General features: G+C 67.2%; 5 protein-coding genes. 4 read left to right on the top strand and 1 reads right to left on the bottom strand.

Annotation, left to right across the window (positions count from 1 at the left end):
• Nucleotides 1-137: 137 nt before the first annotated feature.
• A complete protein-coding gene (locus H7I57_RS11635) occupies nucleotides 138-296 on the bottom strand; it encodes a hypothetical protein (RefSeq protein ID WP_264023655.1) in 159 nt (52 codons plus the stop codon).
• Between the two features lie 226 nt (nucleotides 297-522).
• On the opposite strand from H7I57_RS11635, the gene H7I57_RS11630 reads away from it, so the two are divergent.
• From H7I57_RS11630 to H7I57_RS33725, 4 genes are all read left to right on the top strand, one after another.
• Nucleotides 523-744 (top strand): MbtH family protein, encoded by a 222-nt coding sequence (locus H7I57_RS11630; protein WP_264023654.1) that lies wholly within the window; start codon nucleotides 523-525, stop codon nucleotides 742-744.
• A gap of 190 nt (nucleotides 745-934) precedes the next feature.
• Nucleotides 935-7,207 carry a sulfolipid-1 biosynthesis phthioceranic/hydroxyphthioceranic acid synthase gene (pks2, locus tag H7I57_RS11625; protein ID WP_264023653.1) on the top strand — a complete coding sequence of 2,091 codons (6,273 nt, stop codon included), beginning with the start codon at nucleotides 935-937 and terminating at the stop codon, nucleotides 7,205-7,207.
• 16 nt (nucleotides 7,208-7,223) lie between these two features.
• Complete coding sequence (locus H7I57_RS11620; RefSeq protein WP_264023652.1) at nucleotides 7,224-16,289, top strand: non-ribosomal peptide synthetase; 9,066 nt, start codon at nucleotides 7,224-7,226, stop codon at nucleotides 16,287-16,289.
• Nucleotides 16,286-19,878 (top strand): non-ribosomal peptide synthetase (locus H7I57_RS33725; RefSeq protein WP_264023651.1); only part of this gene is annotated, 3,593 nt, incomplete at its 3' end. The genes H7I57_RS11620 and H7I57_RS33725, both read left to right, overlap by 4 nt.

Raw genomic sequence — 19,878 nt, 5'->3', positions numbered from 1 at the left:
GTCTGTTGCACAGCCACGCGCCGCACACCGCGAGTTCGAGGCCTCCCGCGCGGAACCGAGCGCTCCCCTCTCCCGAACACAGTTCGCCCAACCGAGATCCCGCGCACGTGCAGTCCGGCGGATGCCGGTGCGTCCGGTCACGCGACCCGGAGGTCACCGTTGCCGAGGCCCGCCGGCGCCGCGAGGAGCACCCGCTCGCCGCCCTGTACTTGCAGACAGAACGACCGGTCGAGCGTCGCTGCAGGCTGGCGGCCGCCGGGGAAATCGACGAGAGCAGGCAATTTCAGCGAATTCACGTTCGGCTGCGGACGCCATGCGCCCGAGCCTCGCACATTCTGAACCGAGTTGGCTCACTACCTGCATGGTTCAAGATCGTTCCGGGGACCTGATGATGAGACGACCTTACGATCTGGTCCCGATACAGCGAACATCGACGACTTTCCGCAAAACCCCGGAACGGCATCTCCGCCTGCAGTAACGTTCGCGTCAATTCACACCTTCGTGAAGGCGCGTGGAGGAAAGATGAGCGTCAATCCGTTCGACGACGACAGTGCCCACTTCCTCGTCTTGGTCAACGACGAAGATCAGCACAGCCTGTGGCCGGTCTTCGCCGAAGTTCCTGCCGGCTGGCGGGTGGTGTTCGGCGAAGCCGACCGCTCGGCGTGCCTGGACTACATAGAACAGAACTGGACCGACATCCGACCACGGACTCTTCGCGAGAGGCTCGCAGAGACCAACGGCTGACGGGCTCAACCGACTGCGTGGGGGGTCGGATGGACTTGGACAAGGCAGCGCTCTCGCCGACGCGGCGACGGCTGGCCACGGCGACGTCTGTAAGAACGGCCATTCGGACCCCGCAACGTTCACGCGTCGACGTGGAGATCCGACATCGCACACCCTCACAGATCCGGTGGACGGAAGAGGGTGAGCGGCCGTGGGCGAATCAGGTACAAGCGCCATTGCTGTGATCGGTATGGCCTGTCGGCTACCCGGGGGCATCGACTCTCCTGAGCGTTTGTGGCAGGCGTTGCTGCGTGGCGACGACCTGGTCACCGAGATTCCGCCCGACCGCTGGGATGCCGACGATTACTACGACCCCCAACCCGGCGTACCAGGCCGGTCGGTGACGAAGTGGGGCGGGTTCCTCGACGACGTCTCCGGCTTCGATTCCGAGTTCTTCGGGATCAACGAGCGGGAGGCCATCGCGATCGATCCGCAGCACCGCCTGCTGCTGGAAACCTCCTGGGAGGCAATGGAGCACGGCGGTCTCACCCCCGAGGCGATGGACGGCTCACTGACCGGCGTCTTCGTGGGCCTGACACACGGCGACTACCAGCTGCTGGCCGCCGATGCACACGCTGTAGAGGCGCCGTACGGCTTCACAGGGAGCAGCTTCAGCCTGGCCTCCGGCCGGATCGCCTACACGCTGGGAGTTCACGGTCCCGCGATGACCGTGGACACCGCGTGCTCCTCGGGCCTGACCGCCGTGCACCTTGCCTGCCACAGCCTGATCGACGGTGAAAGCGATCTCGCCTTCGCGGGTGGCGCCGCCGTGATCCTGGATCCGCGGAAGTTCGTGGCGGGATCGGCTGAGGGCATGCTCTCCCCCACCGGCCGGTGTCACGCGTTCGACGTCGCCGCCGACGGCTTCGTGTCCTCCGAAGGCTGCGCCGTGGTGCTGTTGAAGCGGCTGCCCGACGCACAGCGCGACGGGGATCGAATCATGGCCGTGATCCGCGGCACCGCGGCCAACCAAGACGGCCACACCGTGAACATCGCCACGCCGTCGGTCACGGCGCAGACCGCGGTGTACAGGTCGGCGCTGGCCGCCGCGGGCGTCGACGCGGGCGGCATCGGAATGGTGGAGGCGCACGGGCCGGGCACGCCGGTCGGCGACCCGATCGAATACGCCAGCCTGGCCAATGTCTACGGCACCGAGAACCCCTGCGCATTGGCGACATTGAAGACCAACTTCGGGCACGCCCAGTCGGCAGCCGGAACGCTGGGACTGATGAAGGTGATCCTGGCGCTGCAGCACGGCGTGGTTCCGCGGAATCTGCATTTCACCCAGCTGCCCGACGAGATGGCCAAGATCGACACCAAACTCTTCGTGCCTCAGAAAACGGCACCCTGGCCGGTCGATTCCGACCATCCCCGCCGGGCGGCGACGTCGTCATATGGCCTGTCGGGAACCAACGCCCACGCCATCGTGGAGCAGGCACCACAACAGGTTGAACCCCTTGCGTCCGAGACCACTTCGGCATCGACGAGGGGGGCCCTCGTGTTCCCGGTGTCGTCCACCTCGGCCGTCGAACTGCGCCGCACCGCCGGCCGACTCGCAGACTGGGTGGCAGCGCATCAGAACGTGGCGTTGCCGGATCTGGGCTACACCCTGGCGCGTCGCCGCGTGCACCGACCGGTCCGCACCGCCGTCATCGCCGGCACCCACACCGAACTGGCCAATGCGCTCCGGGACGTCGCAGAAAGCGATTCACCGCGTCAGCCCGCGGTGGGCCAAGACGACCGCGGCCCGGTGTGGGTCTTCTCCGGGCAAGGTTCGCAGTGGGCTGGGATGGGTGCCGCGCTGCTGGCGACCGAACCGGCATTCGCCGCCACCGTCGCGGCGGCCGAACCCTTGATCGCGAAAGAATCCGGATTCTCGGTGACCGAGGCGATGACCGCGTCACAGACCGTGACCGACATCGACCGCGTCCAGCCGACGCTGTTCGCCATGCAGGTCGCGCTGGCCGCCGCCATGCGTTCGTACGGGGTGCACCCGGGTGCGGTCATCGGGCATTCCCTCGGCGAAGCCGCGGCGGCCGTCGTCGCCGGCGCGCTGTCTCTCGAAGACGGCGTGCGGGTCATCTGCCGACGCTCACGGCTGCTGACCCGCATCGCCGGTTCAGGTGCCATGGCGTCAGTGGAACTGCCTGCCCAGCAGGTACTTTCAGAGTTGATCACGCGCGGTGTCAACGATGCCGTGGTGGCAGTCGTGGCATCCCCGCAGTCGACGGTGATCGGCGGTGCAACAGGCACGGTGCGTGATCTGGTCGCGTCCTGGGAGCAGCGCGAGGTGATGGCCCGTGAGATCGCCGTCGATGTCGCCTCACATTCGCCGCAGGTCGATCCCATCCTCGACGAACTGACCGAGGCCCTCGCAGAGCTGCATCCGGCGACGCCGGAGGTCCCCTACTACTCGGCCACCGAGTACGACCCGCGCGAACAGCCGGTGTGCGATGCCGACTACTGGGTGAACAACCTGCGCCACATGGTGCGGTTCGCCCCGGCCGTACAGGCCGCCTTGGAAGACGGATACCGGATCTTCGCGGAGCTGTCCCCACACCCCCTGCTCACGCACGCGGTCGAGCAGACCGCCCACGGTCTCGACACCCCGGTGGCCGCGCTGAGCAGCATGCGCCGCGATCAGGCCCTGCCCGACGGGCTTCGCGGCTTCCTCGTGGACCTGTACAGCGCCGGGGCCGCGGTGGACTACTCCGTCCTCTTCCCGAAGGGAAAGCTGGTGGACCCGCCGCTGCCGACGTGGACCCACCAGCGGCTGATGTTCAGCCGCGGCGCTCAGGAATCTCCGACACACGGTGGCTGCACCGTGTCAGTGCATCCCCTGCTGGGCTCTCACGTGCGACTGCAGGAGGAGCCGGAGCGTCACGTCTGGCAGGCAGAGATAGGCACGCTCGCCCAGCCTTGGCTGGGTGATCACCAGGTCCGCAATGTCGCACTGCTCCCGGGGGCCGCCTACTGCGAGATGGCGCTGGCTGCCGCGCGGGCCGTCCTGGGCGGCGCCGCCGAGATCCGCGACATCCGGTTCGAGGAGGCGCTGCTGCTGGACGAGACGACGACGGTCGGCGCCTCGGCGGCCCTTTCTGCGCCGGGAGTCTTCGACTTCTCCGTCGAGACCAAACAGGACGACCTGCACGCACGGCACGCGTGCGCGGTTCTCCACGCCGTCGAGGAGGAGCCGCCTGATGAGCAGGACATGCCCGCTCTGCTTGCCGCGCATCCGCTCCGCGAAGACGGCGCCGAGGTCCGCGCGCGGTTGAACCAGCGCGGTGTGCAGTACGGTCCAGCGTTCGCCGGACTCACCGCGGTCCTGACCGCCGAGGCGGCGGCCCGCACCGTGGTGGCCGAGGTGGCACTGCCCCGCGACATCCGCTCACAACAAGATGCCTACGACGTGCATCCTGCGCTGCTGGACGCCTGTTTCCAGTCCGTTGCCGCCCACCCCGATGTTCAGGCGCTCGGAGAGGACGTCCTGGCGCTGCCGTTGGGTATCCGGCGGCTGCGCTCCTACGGAAGTGCCCGCAACGCGCGCTACTGCTGCACGAGTGTGACGAAGGCCGACACCGCCGGGGTGGAGGCCGACCTCCAGATGCTCGACGAGAACGGAACGGTCCTGCTCGCTGTGCACGGGTTACGTTTGGGCACAGGGGTATCCGAGAGCGGTCACAACGATCGGGTGCTGGCCAGGCGGCTGCTGACCATCGAATGGCGGCAGCGGGAGCTGCCCGAGGTGGACCACGCCGTCGCCGGAGCCTGGCTGCTGATCAGCACCTCGGCCACTGACGCGCTGACCACATCGCTGACCGATGCGCTGGAAAGCTCTGGCGGGCAGTGCATCTCCATGCACTGGCCGCCGTCCGCGGACCACACCGCCACCGCCGAGGAGCTCGGTGATCATCTGCGTGCCGGAGGAATCGCGGGCGTCGTGATCGTCGAGGGACCCGCTAACGGGGCCTGCAGCGACCAGTCCCCGCTGCATGGCCGCGCGTACGTGCAGCACCTCGTGCACATCACCCGGGAACTGCCGGAGATCCGTTCCGAGGTTCCGAACCTCTATGTGGTCACCCGCACCGCCGAATCCGTGACGGCAAGCGACGTCCCCAATCTCGAGCAGGCCGGGCTGCGCGGCCTGATCAGAGTCATCGGGAACGAACAGCCGCATTTGCATGTCACCCAGATCGACGTCGACGAATCCGTCGACCCCGCGTCCCTGGCGCGGCAACTTCTCACGGGGTCGAAGGAGGACGAGACCGCTTGGCGAGACGGCGCCTGGTACACCGCCCGATTGTCAGCGGCTCCGCTGCGACCCGACGAGCGGCATACCATCATCGCCGACCAGGGGCGCGACGGGATGCGTCTGCAGATCCGGACACCCGGAGATCTGGAAACGCTGGAACTCGTCTCCAGCGAACGGATTCCGCCGGGACCGGGCCAGATCGAAGTCGCAGTCAGCGCATCCAGCATCAACTTCGCCGATGTGCTGGTCGCGTTCGGCCGCTACCCCGCCTTCGAAGGGCGGCTCCCAGAGCTCGGGACGGACTTCACCGGCGTGGTCACCGCCGTCGGTCCGGACGTGGCCGACCTGGAGGTGGGCGACCGGGTCGGTGGACTGTGCGCCGACGGCTGCTGGGCCACCTTCATCACGTGTGACGCGCAGCGCGCCGTGCCCCTGCCTGCGGCTCTGACCGACCAGCAGGCCGCGGCGGTCACCACCGCGTATGCCACCGCGTGGTACGGCCTTCAAGAGCTCGCCCGCATCGGTTGCCGCGACAAGGTGTTGATCCATTCCGGTACCGGTGGTGTGGGACAGGCGGCGATCGCCATCGCCCACGCTGCAGGAGCTGAGATCTTCGCCACCGCCGGTAGTGAGCACCGTCGCCGACTATTACGCGACATGGGCATTCAACACGTATATGACTCGCGCAGCCTGGAGTTCGCCGACCAGATTCGCAGGGACACCGACGGGTACGGCGTCGACATCGTGCTCAATTCGGTGGCCGGAGCCGCCCAGCGGGCAGGACTCGAATTACTCGCCACGGGGGGACGTTTCGTCGAGATCGGCAAGCGGGACATCTATGGCGACACCCGGCTCGGACTCTTCCCGTTCCGCCGCAACCTCGCGTTCTACGCCGTCGATCTCGGGTTGCTGGCCTACAGCGATCCCGACCGGCTCCGCGGCCTGTTGACAACGGTGTATCGACTCACCGCTGACGGTGTCCTGCCGGTACCGGAGACCACGCGGTATCCGCTGGCCGACGCCGCGAGAGCCATCCGGCTGATGAGCGGTGCACAGCACACCGGCAAGCTGGTTCTCGATATACCGCACACCGGCCGCCGCCGCGTGACGGTGCCGCCGGCACAGGCCCGGATATTCCGTCGCGACGGCTCCTATCTCATCACCGGGGGCCTGGGCGGCCTTGGGCTCTTCCTTGCCGAGAAGATGGCTGAGGCCGGTTGCGGACGCATCGTGCTGTCGTCGCGGTCGCAGCCGACGCCCGAGGCGCTGGAGACGATCCAGCTGATCCGCGCGATGGGCGCTGACGTCGTCGCGGAATGCGGGGACATCGCCCGACCGGACACGGCGCAGCGCCTGGTGTCCGTGGCGACCGCCACCGGTCTTCCGGTCCGCGGGATAATGCACGCCGCAGCGGTGGTCGAAGACGCCACACTCACCAACATCACCGATGAGGTCATCGAACACGACTGGGCGCCAAAGGTATACGGTGCATGGAACCTGCACACCGCTGCGGCAGACCAGCCACTGGACTGGTTCTGCTCGTTCTCCTCGGCGGCCGCGCTGGTCGGGTCGCCCGGTCAGGGCGCCTACGCGGCAGCCAACAGCTGGCTGGACGCCTTCACCCACTGGCGTCGCTCCCAGGGGCTACCCGCTTTGGCGATCGCCTGGGGCGCCTGGGCCCGGATCGGCCGCGCAACAGCGTTCGCGGAGAGCTCCGGCGTCGCGATCACCCCCGATGAAGGTGCATACGCGCTCGAGGAGTTGCTGCGCCACAACCGCGGGTACTCCGGCTACGCGCCGATGACCGAGGCCCCATGGTTGACCGCCTTCGCCGAGCGCACCCCGTTCGCCGAGGCGTTCCGTTCCAGCGCGCAGAGCTCCACCACCGGAAGCAGGCTGCGTGCCGAACTCGACGAGCTCCCCCAGGACGAATGGCCGGCGCGACTGCGGCGTCTGATCTCCGATCAGGTCAGCCTCATCCTGCGTCGCAGCGTCGATCCCGACCGGCCACTGTCCGGATACGGCGTGGACTCCTTGGGCGCCCTGGAACTCCGCACCCGGATCGAGACCGAGACGGGGATACGGATCTCGTCCACCGACATCACCACCATCACTGTTCGCGGTCTGGCGGAGTTGCTCAGCGAAAAGCTGGCGCTCACAGATGCCGCCTGACGCAAGGGAGGGTCCGATGGAGCTCGACGACCGGACACTTCCGTTGACACGCGGCCAATTGGACATCTGGCTTGCGCAACAGACCGGCCGCTTCGGAACGGACTGGCAGATCGGTCTCTTGGTGAAGATCGAGGGGCCGGTCCAGCGCGAACCGCTCGAGTGGGCGATCCGCCGCGTCATGAAGGAAGCCGAACCCGTCAGGGCCGCGTTCTTCGAGCAGGACGGCCGGGTTCACCAGAAGGCGATCGACCACCCGAAGATCGATCTTGCCTATCACGACCTGACCGGGTCGCCCGATCCCGTGCAGGAGGCCTACGGAGTCGCGTCGACGATCCAGCGCACGCCGATGCCACTCACGGGGCCGCTGTTCAGGTTCGCCTTGTTTCGGACGCGACGCGATGAATTCTTCTGGTTCGCCTGCTGCCACCACCTGGTCATAGACGGATTCGGCATTTCGCTGGTCGGTCATCGGATCGCGTCCGTGTATTCGGCCGTGGTTTCCGGGGCGCCCATGCCTCCCCCATTCTTCGGCACGCTGAAGGATCTGGTGGGCAGTGAACTGGAATATGAAGCGTCGAGCAATTATTCGGACGATGAGGACTACTGGACCGAGAATCTTCCCTCGGATAGTGCGCCGGATCATCGGGTGCCCGACACCGCAGGCGGCCGTCATCCGGATTCACCGTCCGTACCGGTTCGGTTGGACCCCAAGGTCCTTCGCCGAGTTCAAGAGTGGGCCGACCGGTGGAACCTACCTCGATCATCGGTCATCACCGCGGCATGCGCGCTCTTGGTCGGCGGATGGCGCGCCGAGGGCTCCGAGGTCGTGCTCGACTTCCCGGTCAGCAGGCGAGTCGGACCGGTGTCGAAGACACTGCCAGGGATGGTCTCCGGGATCGTCCCGCTGGTGTTCACCGTCTCACCGGATTCCACTGTCACCGAGTTCTGTCGACATGTCGACACTCGGATGCGAGAGGCACTGCAACATCAGCGATTTCCCGTGCAAGGCCTCGAGCGCAAGGTGCACCCCCGCGACCCCGGTCAGCCGTCGGGCCGGGTGAACGTCAATTTCATTCCGTCGGTGTTCGCGCTCGACTTCGGTGGCGCCACGGCGTCGGCGTCCTACACCAGTTCGGGTCAGGTGAGCGGCTTCGGTTTGTTCTTCTCCGGCATCGGTGACGATCTCTTCCTCAGCACCGCCGGTACCGGATACCAGTTCTCGACCATCGACGTCCCCGAACTGGCCCGGAGATTGGATCATGTCCTGGCGGCGATGGCCGTCGACCCCGGGAGGCGACTCTCGTCGATCGCATTGCCGGCCGGCGGCGAGCAGAGCGATCTCGACCGGTGGGGCAATCGGGCGGTGCTCGGCGAACCATCGGCACCGGTGTCGATTCCGGCAGCATTCGCCGCCCAGGTGCGACGCAGACCCGACGCGATCGCACTCACCTTCGGTGACCACTCGGTGACCTACCGCGAACTGGACGAGGCATCGAATCGGTTGGCGCACCTTCTGTCCGGGTGCGGCGCCGAACCTGGCCAGTCTGTGGCGTTGATGATGGAACGTTCGCACCAGGCCGTTGTCGCGATCTTGGCAACGCTCAAGACCGGCGCTGCCTACCTGCCGATCGACCCCGCACACCCCCAGGCCCGTGTCGAGTTCATGGTGGATGACGCCGTGCCGATCGCCGCGGTCGTCTCTTCCGGATTCAAGGACCGGTTCGTCGGGTGCGACCTGCCGGTCATCGACGTCGACGACGCCCGCATCGCCGCGCAACTCAGTACAGCTCTGCCCGAACCCGCGCCCGACGACCTGGCCCATATCATCTACACCTCGGGCACGACCGGAATCCCCAAGGGGGTGGCCGTCACCCACCACCACGTCACCCGGCTGTACAACGCCTTGGATCTCGGCATGGAACTGTCGTCGGAACAGGTGTGGTCGCAGTTCTTCTCATACGCCTTCGACTTCTCCGTGTGGGAGATCTGGGGTGCACTGCTCCACGGCGGACGGCTGGTGGTGGTGCCCGAGCCGGTGACCCGCTCGCCACAGGACTTCCACGACGTGTTGGTCCGCGAACGGGTGACCGTGTTGAGCCAGACGCCGGCGGCGTTGGGGGCGCTCTCACCCGAGGGTTTGGAGTCGGTGGCGGTGCTGGTCGGCGGTGAGGCCTGCCCGGCCGAGGTCGTCGACCGGTGGGCACCCGGGCGCGTCATGGTCAATGTCTACGGTCCCACCGAGACGACCATCTTCGCCTCTGGCAGTGTGCCGCTGACGGCGGGGTCGGGGATGCCGCCAATCGGTGTGCCGGTCTCGACCGCCGCATTGTTCGTGCTGGACGCGTGGCTGCGGCAGGTGCCGGCCGGCGTGGTCGGCGAGTTGTACGTCGCAGGCCACGGCGTCGGCTGCGGTTATGTGCGGCGTTCCGGCCTGACCGCGTCGCGGTTCATCGCCTGCCCTTTCGGGCCGCCCGGCACCCGGATGTACCGCACCGGCGACCTCGTGCGGTGGGGCCCGGACGGGCAGCTCCAGTACTTCGGGCGCGCCGACGAGCAGGTCAAGATCCGCGGCTACCGAATCGAGCTCGGTGACGTTCAAGCTGCGCTGACAGCGGTGGACGGCGTCGAGTGTGCAGCGGTGATCGCCCGCGAAGACCGTCCCGGCGACAAACGCCTGGTCGGCTACGTCACCGAATCTTCGAGGGGAAGAGTCGATTCCACCGTGGTGCGGACCGCGCTGGCCGACCGGCTACCTCGGTACATGGTGCCGGCGGCGGTGGTGGTGCTGGATGTCTTACCCCTGACAGTGAACGGCAAGCTGGACATCCGCGCCTTGCCTGCGCCGGAGTACGCCGACGGGAATCGCTACCGCGCACCGGACGGCACGGTCGAGGAGATTCTGGCTGCCATCTACGCCGAGGTTCTCGACGTCGAGCGGGTCGGGGTCGACGATTCGTTCTTCGATCTGGGCGGCGACAGCATCCTGGCGATGCGCTTGGTCGCCGCGATCAACACGTCTCTGAATGCCGACGTCTCGGTGCGTGCCCTGTTCGATGCGCCCACCGTCGCCCAGCTGGCGCGTCGTCTGGACGGTGAGGCAGGGAGCCGTGAGCCCTTGGTTGCTCTGCAGCGCCCGGCGGTGGTTCCACTGTCGTTCGCCCAGAGCCGGTTGTGGTTCCTCAACCGGTTCGAGAACGGCGACGCAACATACAACATGCCGATATCGCTCCGGATCGGCGGAGCGCTGGACGACGTGGCGCTGCACGCCGCCCTCGGTGACGTCGTGGCCCGCCACGAATCGCTGCGGACGATCTTCCCCGACGTCGACGGTGTGCCACGTCAGGAGGTGGTGGCACCGGAGCGGGCAGAGTTCCGCTGGGACGTGGTCGACGCGCGGGAGTGGTCCGCCGGTCAGCTCAACGACGCCATCGAGGAGACAGCACGGCACCGGTTCGACCTGACACGCGACATCCCTCTGCGGGCAGCGCTTTTCCGCGTCACCGATGACGATCACGTGCTGGCGGGTGTGGTGCACCACATTGCCGCCGACGGCTGGTCGATCACTCCGCTGATGGTGGATCTGAGTACGGCGTATGCCTGCCGGTGTGCGGGTCGGGCCCCGGACTGGGCGCCGCTGCCGGTGCAATATGTGGACTACACGCTGTGGCAGCGCGCGAAGTTCGGCGACCTTCACGACGGTGACAGCCCGATCGCCGCGCAGTTGGAGTACTGGCAGGGCGCGTTGGCCGGGATGCCCGACTGCCTGCAGTTGCCCACTGACAGGCCATATCCGCCGGTGGCGGACCTGCGCGGCGCCAGCGTGACGGTGGACTGGCCGGTCGAACTGCAGCAGCGGATACGGGCGGTGGCCGGCGAGCACCGCGCCACCAGCTTCATGGTCATGCAGGCCGCGTTGGCACTGTTGTTGTCGCGGTTGAGTGCGAGTTCTGATGTGGCGGTGGGCTTCCCGATCGCCGGGCGGAGTGATCCCGCGCTCGACGAGCTCGTGGGGTTCTTCGTCAACACGCTGGTGTTACGCATCGATGTCGGCGGTGATCCCACGGTGGCCGACTTGCTGGGTCAGGTGCGGCAGCGCAGCTTGGCCGCCTACGAGCACCAGGACGTGCCTTTCGAGGTCCTGGTCGAGCGGCTCAATCCCACCCGGAATCTGACCCATCACCCGCTCGTCCAGGTCGCGTTGGCGTGGCAGAACCTTCCCGGCCTCGGCGATGAGCCCGCCACCGGACTGGCTTTGGGTGATCTACAGGTCACGCAACTGCCGGTGGACACCCACACGGCGCGGATGGACCTGTCGTTCTCCTTGGCGGAGCGCTTCGCCGAGGACGGCGCGCCCGCCGGCATCAGCGGATCCGTGGAGTTCCGCACCGACGTGTTCGACACCGCGACCATCGAGACGCTTCTCGACCGGCTGCTGCGGGTTCTGGTGGCGATCACCACCGACTCGACTCAGCGGGTATCGGCGATCGACATGCTCGATGCCGATGAACACACCCGGTTGGCCGAGGCCGGCAACCACGCGGTGCTGACCGCGCCGTCCGCGGCGCCGGTGTCGATTCCGGAGTTGTTCGCCACGCACGTGGCTCGCACCCCCGATGCGGTCGCGGTCTCCTCCGCGGAGCACCGCTTGACCTACCGGGAATTGGATGAGGCCGCGAACCGGTTGGCGCACTTGCTGTCTCGACACGGTGTAGCCGCAGGTCAGTGTGTGGCGCTGCTGTTGGAGCGCTCGGCGAAGGCGGTCGTCGCGATGCTCGCGGTGCTGAAGACCGGGGCCGCCTACCTGCCGATCGACCTGGCTCATCCTGACGCCCGGATCGAGTTCATGCTCCTCGACGCCGAACCGGTTGCCGCGGTCACTACTGCCGGTCTTCACCCGCGACTGCGCGGATTCGACCTGCTGGTCGTCGATGTCGACGACTCGGCGGTCGACTGCCAGCCCGCCACCGCGTTACCGCCGCCTGCGGCCGACGACATCGCCTACCTCATCTACACCTCGGGCACGACGGGCGTGCCGAAGGGGGTGGCCATCACCCACAAGAACCTGGCTCACCTGGCCGACTCCACACCGGCGGCGCTGCCTGCCCAGCAGGTGTGGACCCAGTGCCACTCCTACGGCTTCGACTTCTCGGTGTGGGAGATCTGGGCCGCACTGCTCGGCGGCGGGCGCCTGGTGATCGTCCCAGAGGAAGTGGCGGGTTCACCGGCGGAGTTCGATGCATTGCTGATCGCCGAAGGCGTCACGGTGCTCACCCAGACTCCCTCAGCGGTGACGGCGCTGTCACCCGACGGGCTGGAATCGACGGCTGTGCTGCTCGGTGGAGAGGCCTGCCCCGCCGACGTCGTCGACCAGTGGGCGCCGGGCCGCGTCGTCATCAATGCCTACGGCCCCACCGAAGCCACGGTGTACGCCACGATGAGCGCACCTCTGACGGCAGGATCGGGCCCGGCACCGATGGGCGCGCCGGTGCCGACAGCGGCGACGTTCGTGCTCGACGAGTGGCTTCGACCGGTGCCCGAAGGCGTGATCGGTGAGCTGTACGTGGCAGGTCGCGGCGTAGGTGTCGGGTATGTCGGCCGTCCCGCCCTGACCGGCTCACGGTTCGTCGCCTGCCCATTCGGTGCTCCAGGGGCGCGGATGTATCGCACCGGCGATCTGGTGTCGTGGCGGGTCTACGGGCAACTGCAGTATCTGGGTCGCGCCGACGAGCAGGTCAAGATCCGCGGCTACCGAATCGAACTGGGCGAGATCCAGTCGGCGCTCGCCGGCGTCGACGGGGTCGAGCAGGCGGCCGTCATCGTCCGCGAGGATCAGCCCGGCACGAAACGCCTCGTCGGGTATGTCACCGAAACGAGCACCGGAGCAGTCGATTCGACACGGGTACGCCACCTGCTGGCCGAGAAGCTCCCGGCCTACATGGTGCCCACCGTGATCGCGGTGATCGATGCGTTGCCGTTGACGGTCAACGGCAAACTCGACATCCGCGCACTACCCGCACCGGACTATCAGAACCCCGATCAGTACCGCGCTCCGGCTGATGCGGTCGAGGAGATCCTGGCGGGCATCTACGCCCAGGTCTTAGGACTCGAGAGGGTCGGCGTCGACGACTCCTTCTTCGATCTGGGCGGCGACAGCATCTCGTCGATGCAGGTGGTCGCGCGGGCACGGGCAGCCGGGGTGCTGTGCCGACCCCGTGACGTGTTCGTCGAGCAGACCGTGGCCCGGCTGGCGAGGGTGGTCGGAGTCGTCGGCGACGCAGGCCCGGCCGACGAGGGCATCGGGACCGTGGCGCCCACCCCGATCATGCAGTGGCTGAAGGCCGTCGACGGACCGACGGACAGATTCAATCAGACCATCGTCGTGCAGGCGCCGGCCGGCGCCACACAGGCCGACGTCGTCGTCCTGCTGCAAGCACTGCTGGATCGACACGCGATGTTGCGAGCGCACACGCAGGGTTCGGCACTGCATGTGCCCGAGGCGGGTGCGGTCGACGCGGGCGACTGCGTACATCCGGTGGACGCACTCTCCGCCGAGGCGCTGGCGACCGCGCGCTCTCGACTGGACCCGGCAGCCGGAAACTTGGTCAGCGCGCTGTGGGTGGACTCGACCGGACAGCTTGCACTGATCGTCCATCACCTGGCGGTCGACGCCGTATCCTGGCGCATCCTGCTCGAGGACCTCAACATCGCTTGGGCACAACACTACAACGGCCAGGCCATCACGCTGCCGGTCACAGGGACGTCATTCGCCACGTGGGCGACCCGGTTGGTCGAGCACTCGAAGGACCAGGCGGTGGTCGATCACGCCGACGCGTGGAGACAAGTGGTGTCGACCCCGGCCGCGCTGCCCGCTCCGCGACCCGGGATCGACACCTACGCCAACGCCGGACACCTCACCACGACGCTGGATCCGGCCACCACCCGCCGGCTGCTCGGTGATGTGGCCGCGGCATTCCACGCCGGGATCAACGACATCCTGCTGATCGCCGTGGCGTTGGCATGCTCGGAATTCCTAGGCCGCCAAGCCACCGCTGTCGGCATCGACGTCGAAGGACACGGCCGCGACGAGGACATCTCGCCCGACGTCGACCTGTCCCGGACCGTCGGTTGGTTCACCACGAAGTACCCGGTGGCGTTGACCGTCGGCGGAGTGCGCTGGGCGCAGGTCGTCGCCGGTGACGCTGCGCTGGGCACCGTGCTCAAAGGCGCCAAGGAGCAACTCCGCGCCCATCCCGACGGTGTGACCTACGGATTGCTGCGCTACCTCAACCCCGACGTCGACCTCACCGGGTCGGATCCGATGATCGGATTCAACTACCTCGGACGCCTCGGCGCGGGCACAGGTTCAGATGCTGCCGGTGACCTGTGGCGGCCCAGCCGCGACAGCCTTTCGGTCACCGATGCCGCCACCGCGATTCCAATGCCGTTGAGCCATACCGTCGAGGTGAACGCAGCCATCGTCGATGCCGACGCCGGCCCACAGCTCACCGCGACCTGGATCTGGGCACAATCGACTCTCGACCATGAGCAGGTCCGCCGCCTCAGCGGGCTGTGGCTCGCCGCCCTCGCCGGGATCTGCGCCCACGTCGCGAACGGCGGCGGGGGTCTCAGCCCGTCGGATATCGCCCCGGCCCGGCTCACCCAACATCAGATCGACGACCTCGAGCAGAGGTGCCGTATCGCCGACATCTTGCCTCTCACCCCGATGCAGCAGGGAATGCTCTTCCACGCCAACACCACCCGTGGTGACGACGACGTGTACGCCATGCAACTGAACCTGACGGTAGAGGGCCCGCTCGATCCACACCGATTGCGCGATGCGGTCCGCGCCGTGATCAGCCGCCACCCGAACCTGGCCGCGCGTTTCTGCTCGACATTCGACCAACCGATACAGATCATCCCCGCTGATGCCGACGTGCCCTGGCAGTATGTCGACCTGAGCGGGAACGAGCCGAATCCCAGCGATGCGCTCGCGGGGGTCTGCGCCACCGAATCCGACGGAGGCGACCTCACCTTCGGGCCGATGCAGACCATGACCGCCGATCCTGTGACACCACGGCGGTTTGTCGAGGTCGACGCCGGCGGCTTCGATGCCGACGAAGAGATCCAGCGTATGTGCGCGGCCGAGCGCGCCGCGGTCTGCGATCTCGCCGACAGTCCGGCTTTTCGGGTCACGTTGATCCGCACTGCATCTGAGCAACACCGGATTGCGCTGACCAATCACCACATCGTGCTCGACGGTTGGTCGCTCCCGATTCTGGCGCGGGACATCTTCGCCAGCTATTACGGACGGAGGCTACCCGCGGCGGGGTCGTATCGCAGGTTCGTCTCCTGGTTGGCCGATCGAGATCTCGATACCGCCCGAGCGGTCTGGCGCGACGTACTGGCCGACTTCGACACGCCCACCCTGGTGGGCCCTTCGGGATGGTTGGGGGGAGGGTCGCGAGGTACCTCGTCGATTCGGGTGTCATCCGACATCACCCAATCCCTGGGCGAATTGGCGCGCTCCTGCCATACCACCATCAGCACCGTGCTGCACGCCGCATGGGCGCAGCTGCTGATGCGGTTGACGGGTCGGCACGACGTCGTGTTCGGCACCGCGGTGTCGGGGCGACCCACCGAGGTGCCCGGTGCGGAATCCATGGTCGGCTTGTTGATCAACACGGTGCCGGTGCGTGCCCGCGTCACCCCGACCACCACCGTCGCGGGCCTGCTCGATCAGCTGCAGAGCGCTCACGCGCACACGCTGGATCACCAGCACCTGGCGCTCAGCGAGATTCATCGGATCACCGGCCACAAGCAGCTGTTCGACACCATATTCGTGTACGAGAACTATCCGCTCGACACCGGCGCGCTGTTCGGCAACGGGTTGACGATCACCGAGATAGCCGGTCGGGAATTCAATCATTTCCCGCTGGCCGTGGTGGCGCAGCCCGGTGAGGAGCTCGGACTTCGCATCGAATTCGACACCGAGTTGTTCGACTCGGCAGACATCGAGGCAATCGCCAAGCGGTTCAAGCGGGTCCTGGCGGCGATGACCGCCCCGTCGGGACGACAGTCATGACGGCTGACCCCGCCCGTCGGCTGTTCTCCATCGATCTGCTCGACGAGGACGAGTACGCCGACCTGGATGAGTGGGGCAACCGTGCCGTTCTGACCGAGCCCGTCACCCCGGTGTCGATTCCGGACGTGTTCGCCGCGCAGGTGGACCTCTATCCGGACGCGGTGGCTCTGGTAGCCGGCGAGAAGCACTGGACGTATCGGGAACTCGACGAGTCCTCGAATCGTCTGGCGCACCTGCTCTCCGACCATGGCGCCAGAGCGGGGCAGTCTGTGGCGCTGCTGGTGGAGCGGTCCGCCCGGGCGATCGTCGCGATCTTGGCGGTGCTCAAGACAGGCGCGGCCTATCTGCCGATCGACCCCGCGCACCCGCAGGCGCGGATCGAGTTCATGGTGGCCGACTCCCGCCCCGTTGCCGCGATCGCCACTGCCGGGCTTGCCGACCGACTCGACGGGTGTGACCTTCCGATCCTCGATGTCGACAACCTCGACACCGGTACCCAGCCCGGCACGGCCCTGCCGTCACCCGCGCCCGACGACCTCGCCCACATCATCTACACCTCGGGAACCACCGGTGTGCCCAAAGGTGTTGCAATCACTCACCACAACGTCACCCGCCTGTTCGACTCGATGGACGTCGGACTGGAGATGTCGGCGGGGCAGGTCTGGACACAGTGCCACTCCTACGCGTTCGACTACTCGGTGTGGGAGATCTGGGGCGCACTGCTGCACGGTGGGCGCCTGGTGGTGGTGCCGCCGTCCGTGGCGGCTTCACCAGTAGAATTTCACGCTCTGCTGGTTCGCGAACAGGTGACCGTATTGAGCCAGACCCCTACGGCGCTGACGGCTCTCTCGCCCGACGGTCTGGAATCGGCCGCGCTGATGGTGGCAGGCGAGGCCTGCCCTGCCGAGGTTGTTGATCGGTGGGCGTCGGGGCGCGTGATGATCAACGGCTATGGGCCCACCGAGACCACGGTCTACGCCACGATCAGCCGGCCGATGAGTCCGGGGGCGAGCGTGCCGATCGGTACGCCGGTGCCTGGAACCGCGTTGTTCGTGCTGGACGGTTGGTTGCGTCCGGTGCCCGCGGGGGTGGTCGGCGAACTGTATGTCGCGGGGCGGGGTGTCGGCTGCGGCTATGTGAGCCGGCCCGGGCTCACCGCATCACGGTTCATCGCCTGCCCCTTCGGTGCACCCGGCACCCGGATGTACCGCACCGGAGATCTCGTCAAGTGGGGCGTCGATGGGCAGCTGCAGTATCTGGGCCGCGCCGACGAGCAGGTCAAGATCCGCGGATATCGCATTGAAATCGGCGAAGTGCGTGCGGCTTTGGCCGGCCTGGACGGCGTCGACCACGCCGTCGTCGTCGCTCGCGAGGACCAGCCCGGAACCAAGCGGCTCGTCGGCTATGTGACCGAATCAGGTTCGGGGAAAATTGATCCCGCCGCCGCGCGGAACTCCCTTGCCGATCGGTTACCGCCCTACATGGTGCCCGCGGCCGTTGTAGTGCTGGACGCTCTGCCGCTGACGATCAACGGCAAACTCGACACTCGGGCACTTCCGGCCCCCGAATATCTCAACGGCCAGCAGTACCGCGCGCCGGCCACACAGGTCGAGAAGATCCTCGCCGAGATGTTCTCTCAGGTACTGGATGTCGAGCGGATAGGGGTCGACGACTCGTTCTTCGACATGGGCGGCGACAGCATCCTGGCCATGCGACTCGTCGCTGCGATCAACACCGGTTTCGATGCCGACCTCTCGGTGCGGGCCTTGTTCGACACACCCACGATCGCTCAACTGGTGCCGGTGCTCGACGGGGAGTCCGGTGGGCGTGAACCCCTGGTGCCGGCCGAGCGGCCTGCGGTCATTCCGCTGTCTTTCGCGCAGAACCGGTTGTGGTTCATCGATCAGTTGCAGGGCCCCTCGCCCGTGTACAACATGGCCGTTGCGTTGCGGCTGCGCGGCAGCCTCGACGCCGACGCCTTGGGCGCCGCACTCGGCGATGTGATCGCCCGGCACGAATCGTTGCGGACCGTATTTCCCGACACCGACGGTGTGCCGCGCCAGGAGGTGCTCGCTCCCGAGTCCGCCAACCTCGGGTGGAATGTCGTCGACGCCACGGGATGGTCGCCGGCCCGACTGAGCGACGCCATCGATACCGTTGCGCGTCACACGTTCGACGTGACCACCGACATTCCGCTGCGGGCCATCCTTTTCCGCGTCACCGACGACGAGCACGTGTTGGTGGGCGTGGTGCATCACATCGCCGCCGACGGGTGGTCGATCACTCCCCTTGTGGCCGATCTCTCCACGGCGTATGTCGGTCGGTGCGCCGGTCACGCGCCGAACTGGTCCGAACTGCCGGTGCAGTATGTGGATTACACGCTGTGGCAGCGGGCGCGACTGGGCGATCTCCGAGACGGCCAGAGTTTGACCTCCGCGCAGCTGGCGTATTGGCGGGAAGCGCTGGCCGGGATGCCCGAGCGGCTGCAGCTGCCGACGGATCGGCCCTACCCGCCTGCCGCCGATCAACGGGGCGCCAGCGTGACGGTGGACTGGCCTGCTCAGTTGCAGCAACGAATACGGGAGGTGGCCGGCGAACACAATGCCACCAGCTTCATGGTGGTGCAGGCCGCACTGGCGATCCTGTTGTCCAAGATCAGCGCCAGCTCCGATGTGGCGGTGGGCTTCCCGATCGCCGGACGAAATGACCCCGCGCTCGACGCGCTGGTCGGCTTCTTCGTCAACACGCTGGTGTTGCGGGTTGATCTGTCCGGTGATCCGTCCATCGCCGAGACGCTGGCCCAGGTGCGACGGCGCAGCCTCGCCGCCTACGAACACCAGGACGTGCCGTTCGAGGTCCTCGTCGAACAACTCAACCCCGCCCGGAGCCTGACCCATCATCCGCTCGTCCAGGTGATGCTGGCCTGGCAGAACCACGATCCCGCAACAGATTTCGCGCTGGGCGATCTGCTGGTGACACCACTGCCTGCGAAAACCGACACCGCCCGCACGGACCTGTCGTTCTCGCTGTCCGAACAGTTCACCGACGACGGCGAGCCCGCAGGGATCGGGGGGTTGGTGGAGTACCGCACCGATGTATTCGACGCAGGCACCGTCGCGACGATGGCCGCCCGCCTGCTGAGGGTGCTGGAGGCGATTGTCGGTGACCCGCACGGACGTGTGTCGGCGATCGATGTGCTCGATCCCGGTGAGCACGACCACCTGGACGAGGTCGGCAATCGGGCGGTGTTGGCTTCGCCCGCACCCGGGGTGTCGGTGTCGGAGTTGTTCGCCGCGCAGGTGATCCGTTGCCCGGAGGCGGTGGCGGTGACCTTCGAGGGCCGGTCGCTGAGCTACCGGGAACTCGAGGAGCGTTCGAACTGGTTGGCGCATCTACTGTCTGACCACGGTGTAGGCGCGGGTCAGTGTGTGGCACTGCTGTTGGAGCGCTGCACCGACGCGGTGGTGGCGATGCTCGCGGTACTCAAGACCGGCGCGGCCTACCTGGCGATCGACCCCGCACTACCCGACGCGCGGATCGCGTTCATGCTCACCGACGCCACACCGACCGCAGCCATCACCACCCAGGC

This window comes from Mycolicibacterium pyrenivorans, from assembly GCF_025821625.1.
Lineage (GTDB): Bacteria > Actinomycetota > Actinomycetes > Mycobacteriales > Mycobacteriaceae > Mycobacterium > Mycobacterium pyrenivorans.
Note: the sequence above shows the minus strand (reverse complement) of the source record. Positions and strands in the feature narration are given on the sequence as shown.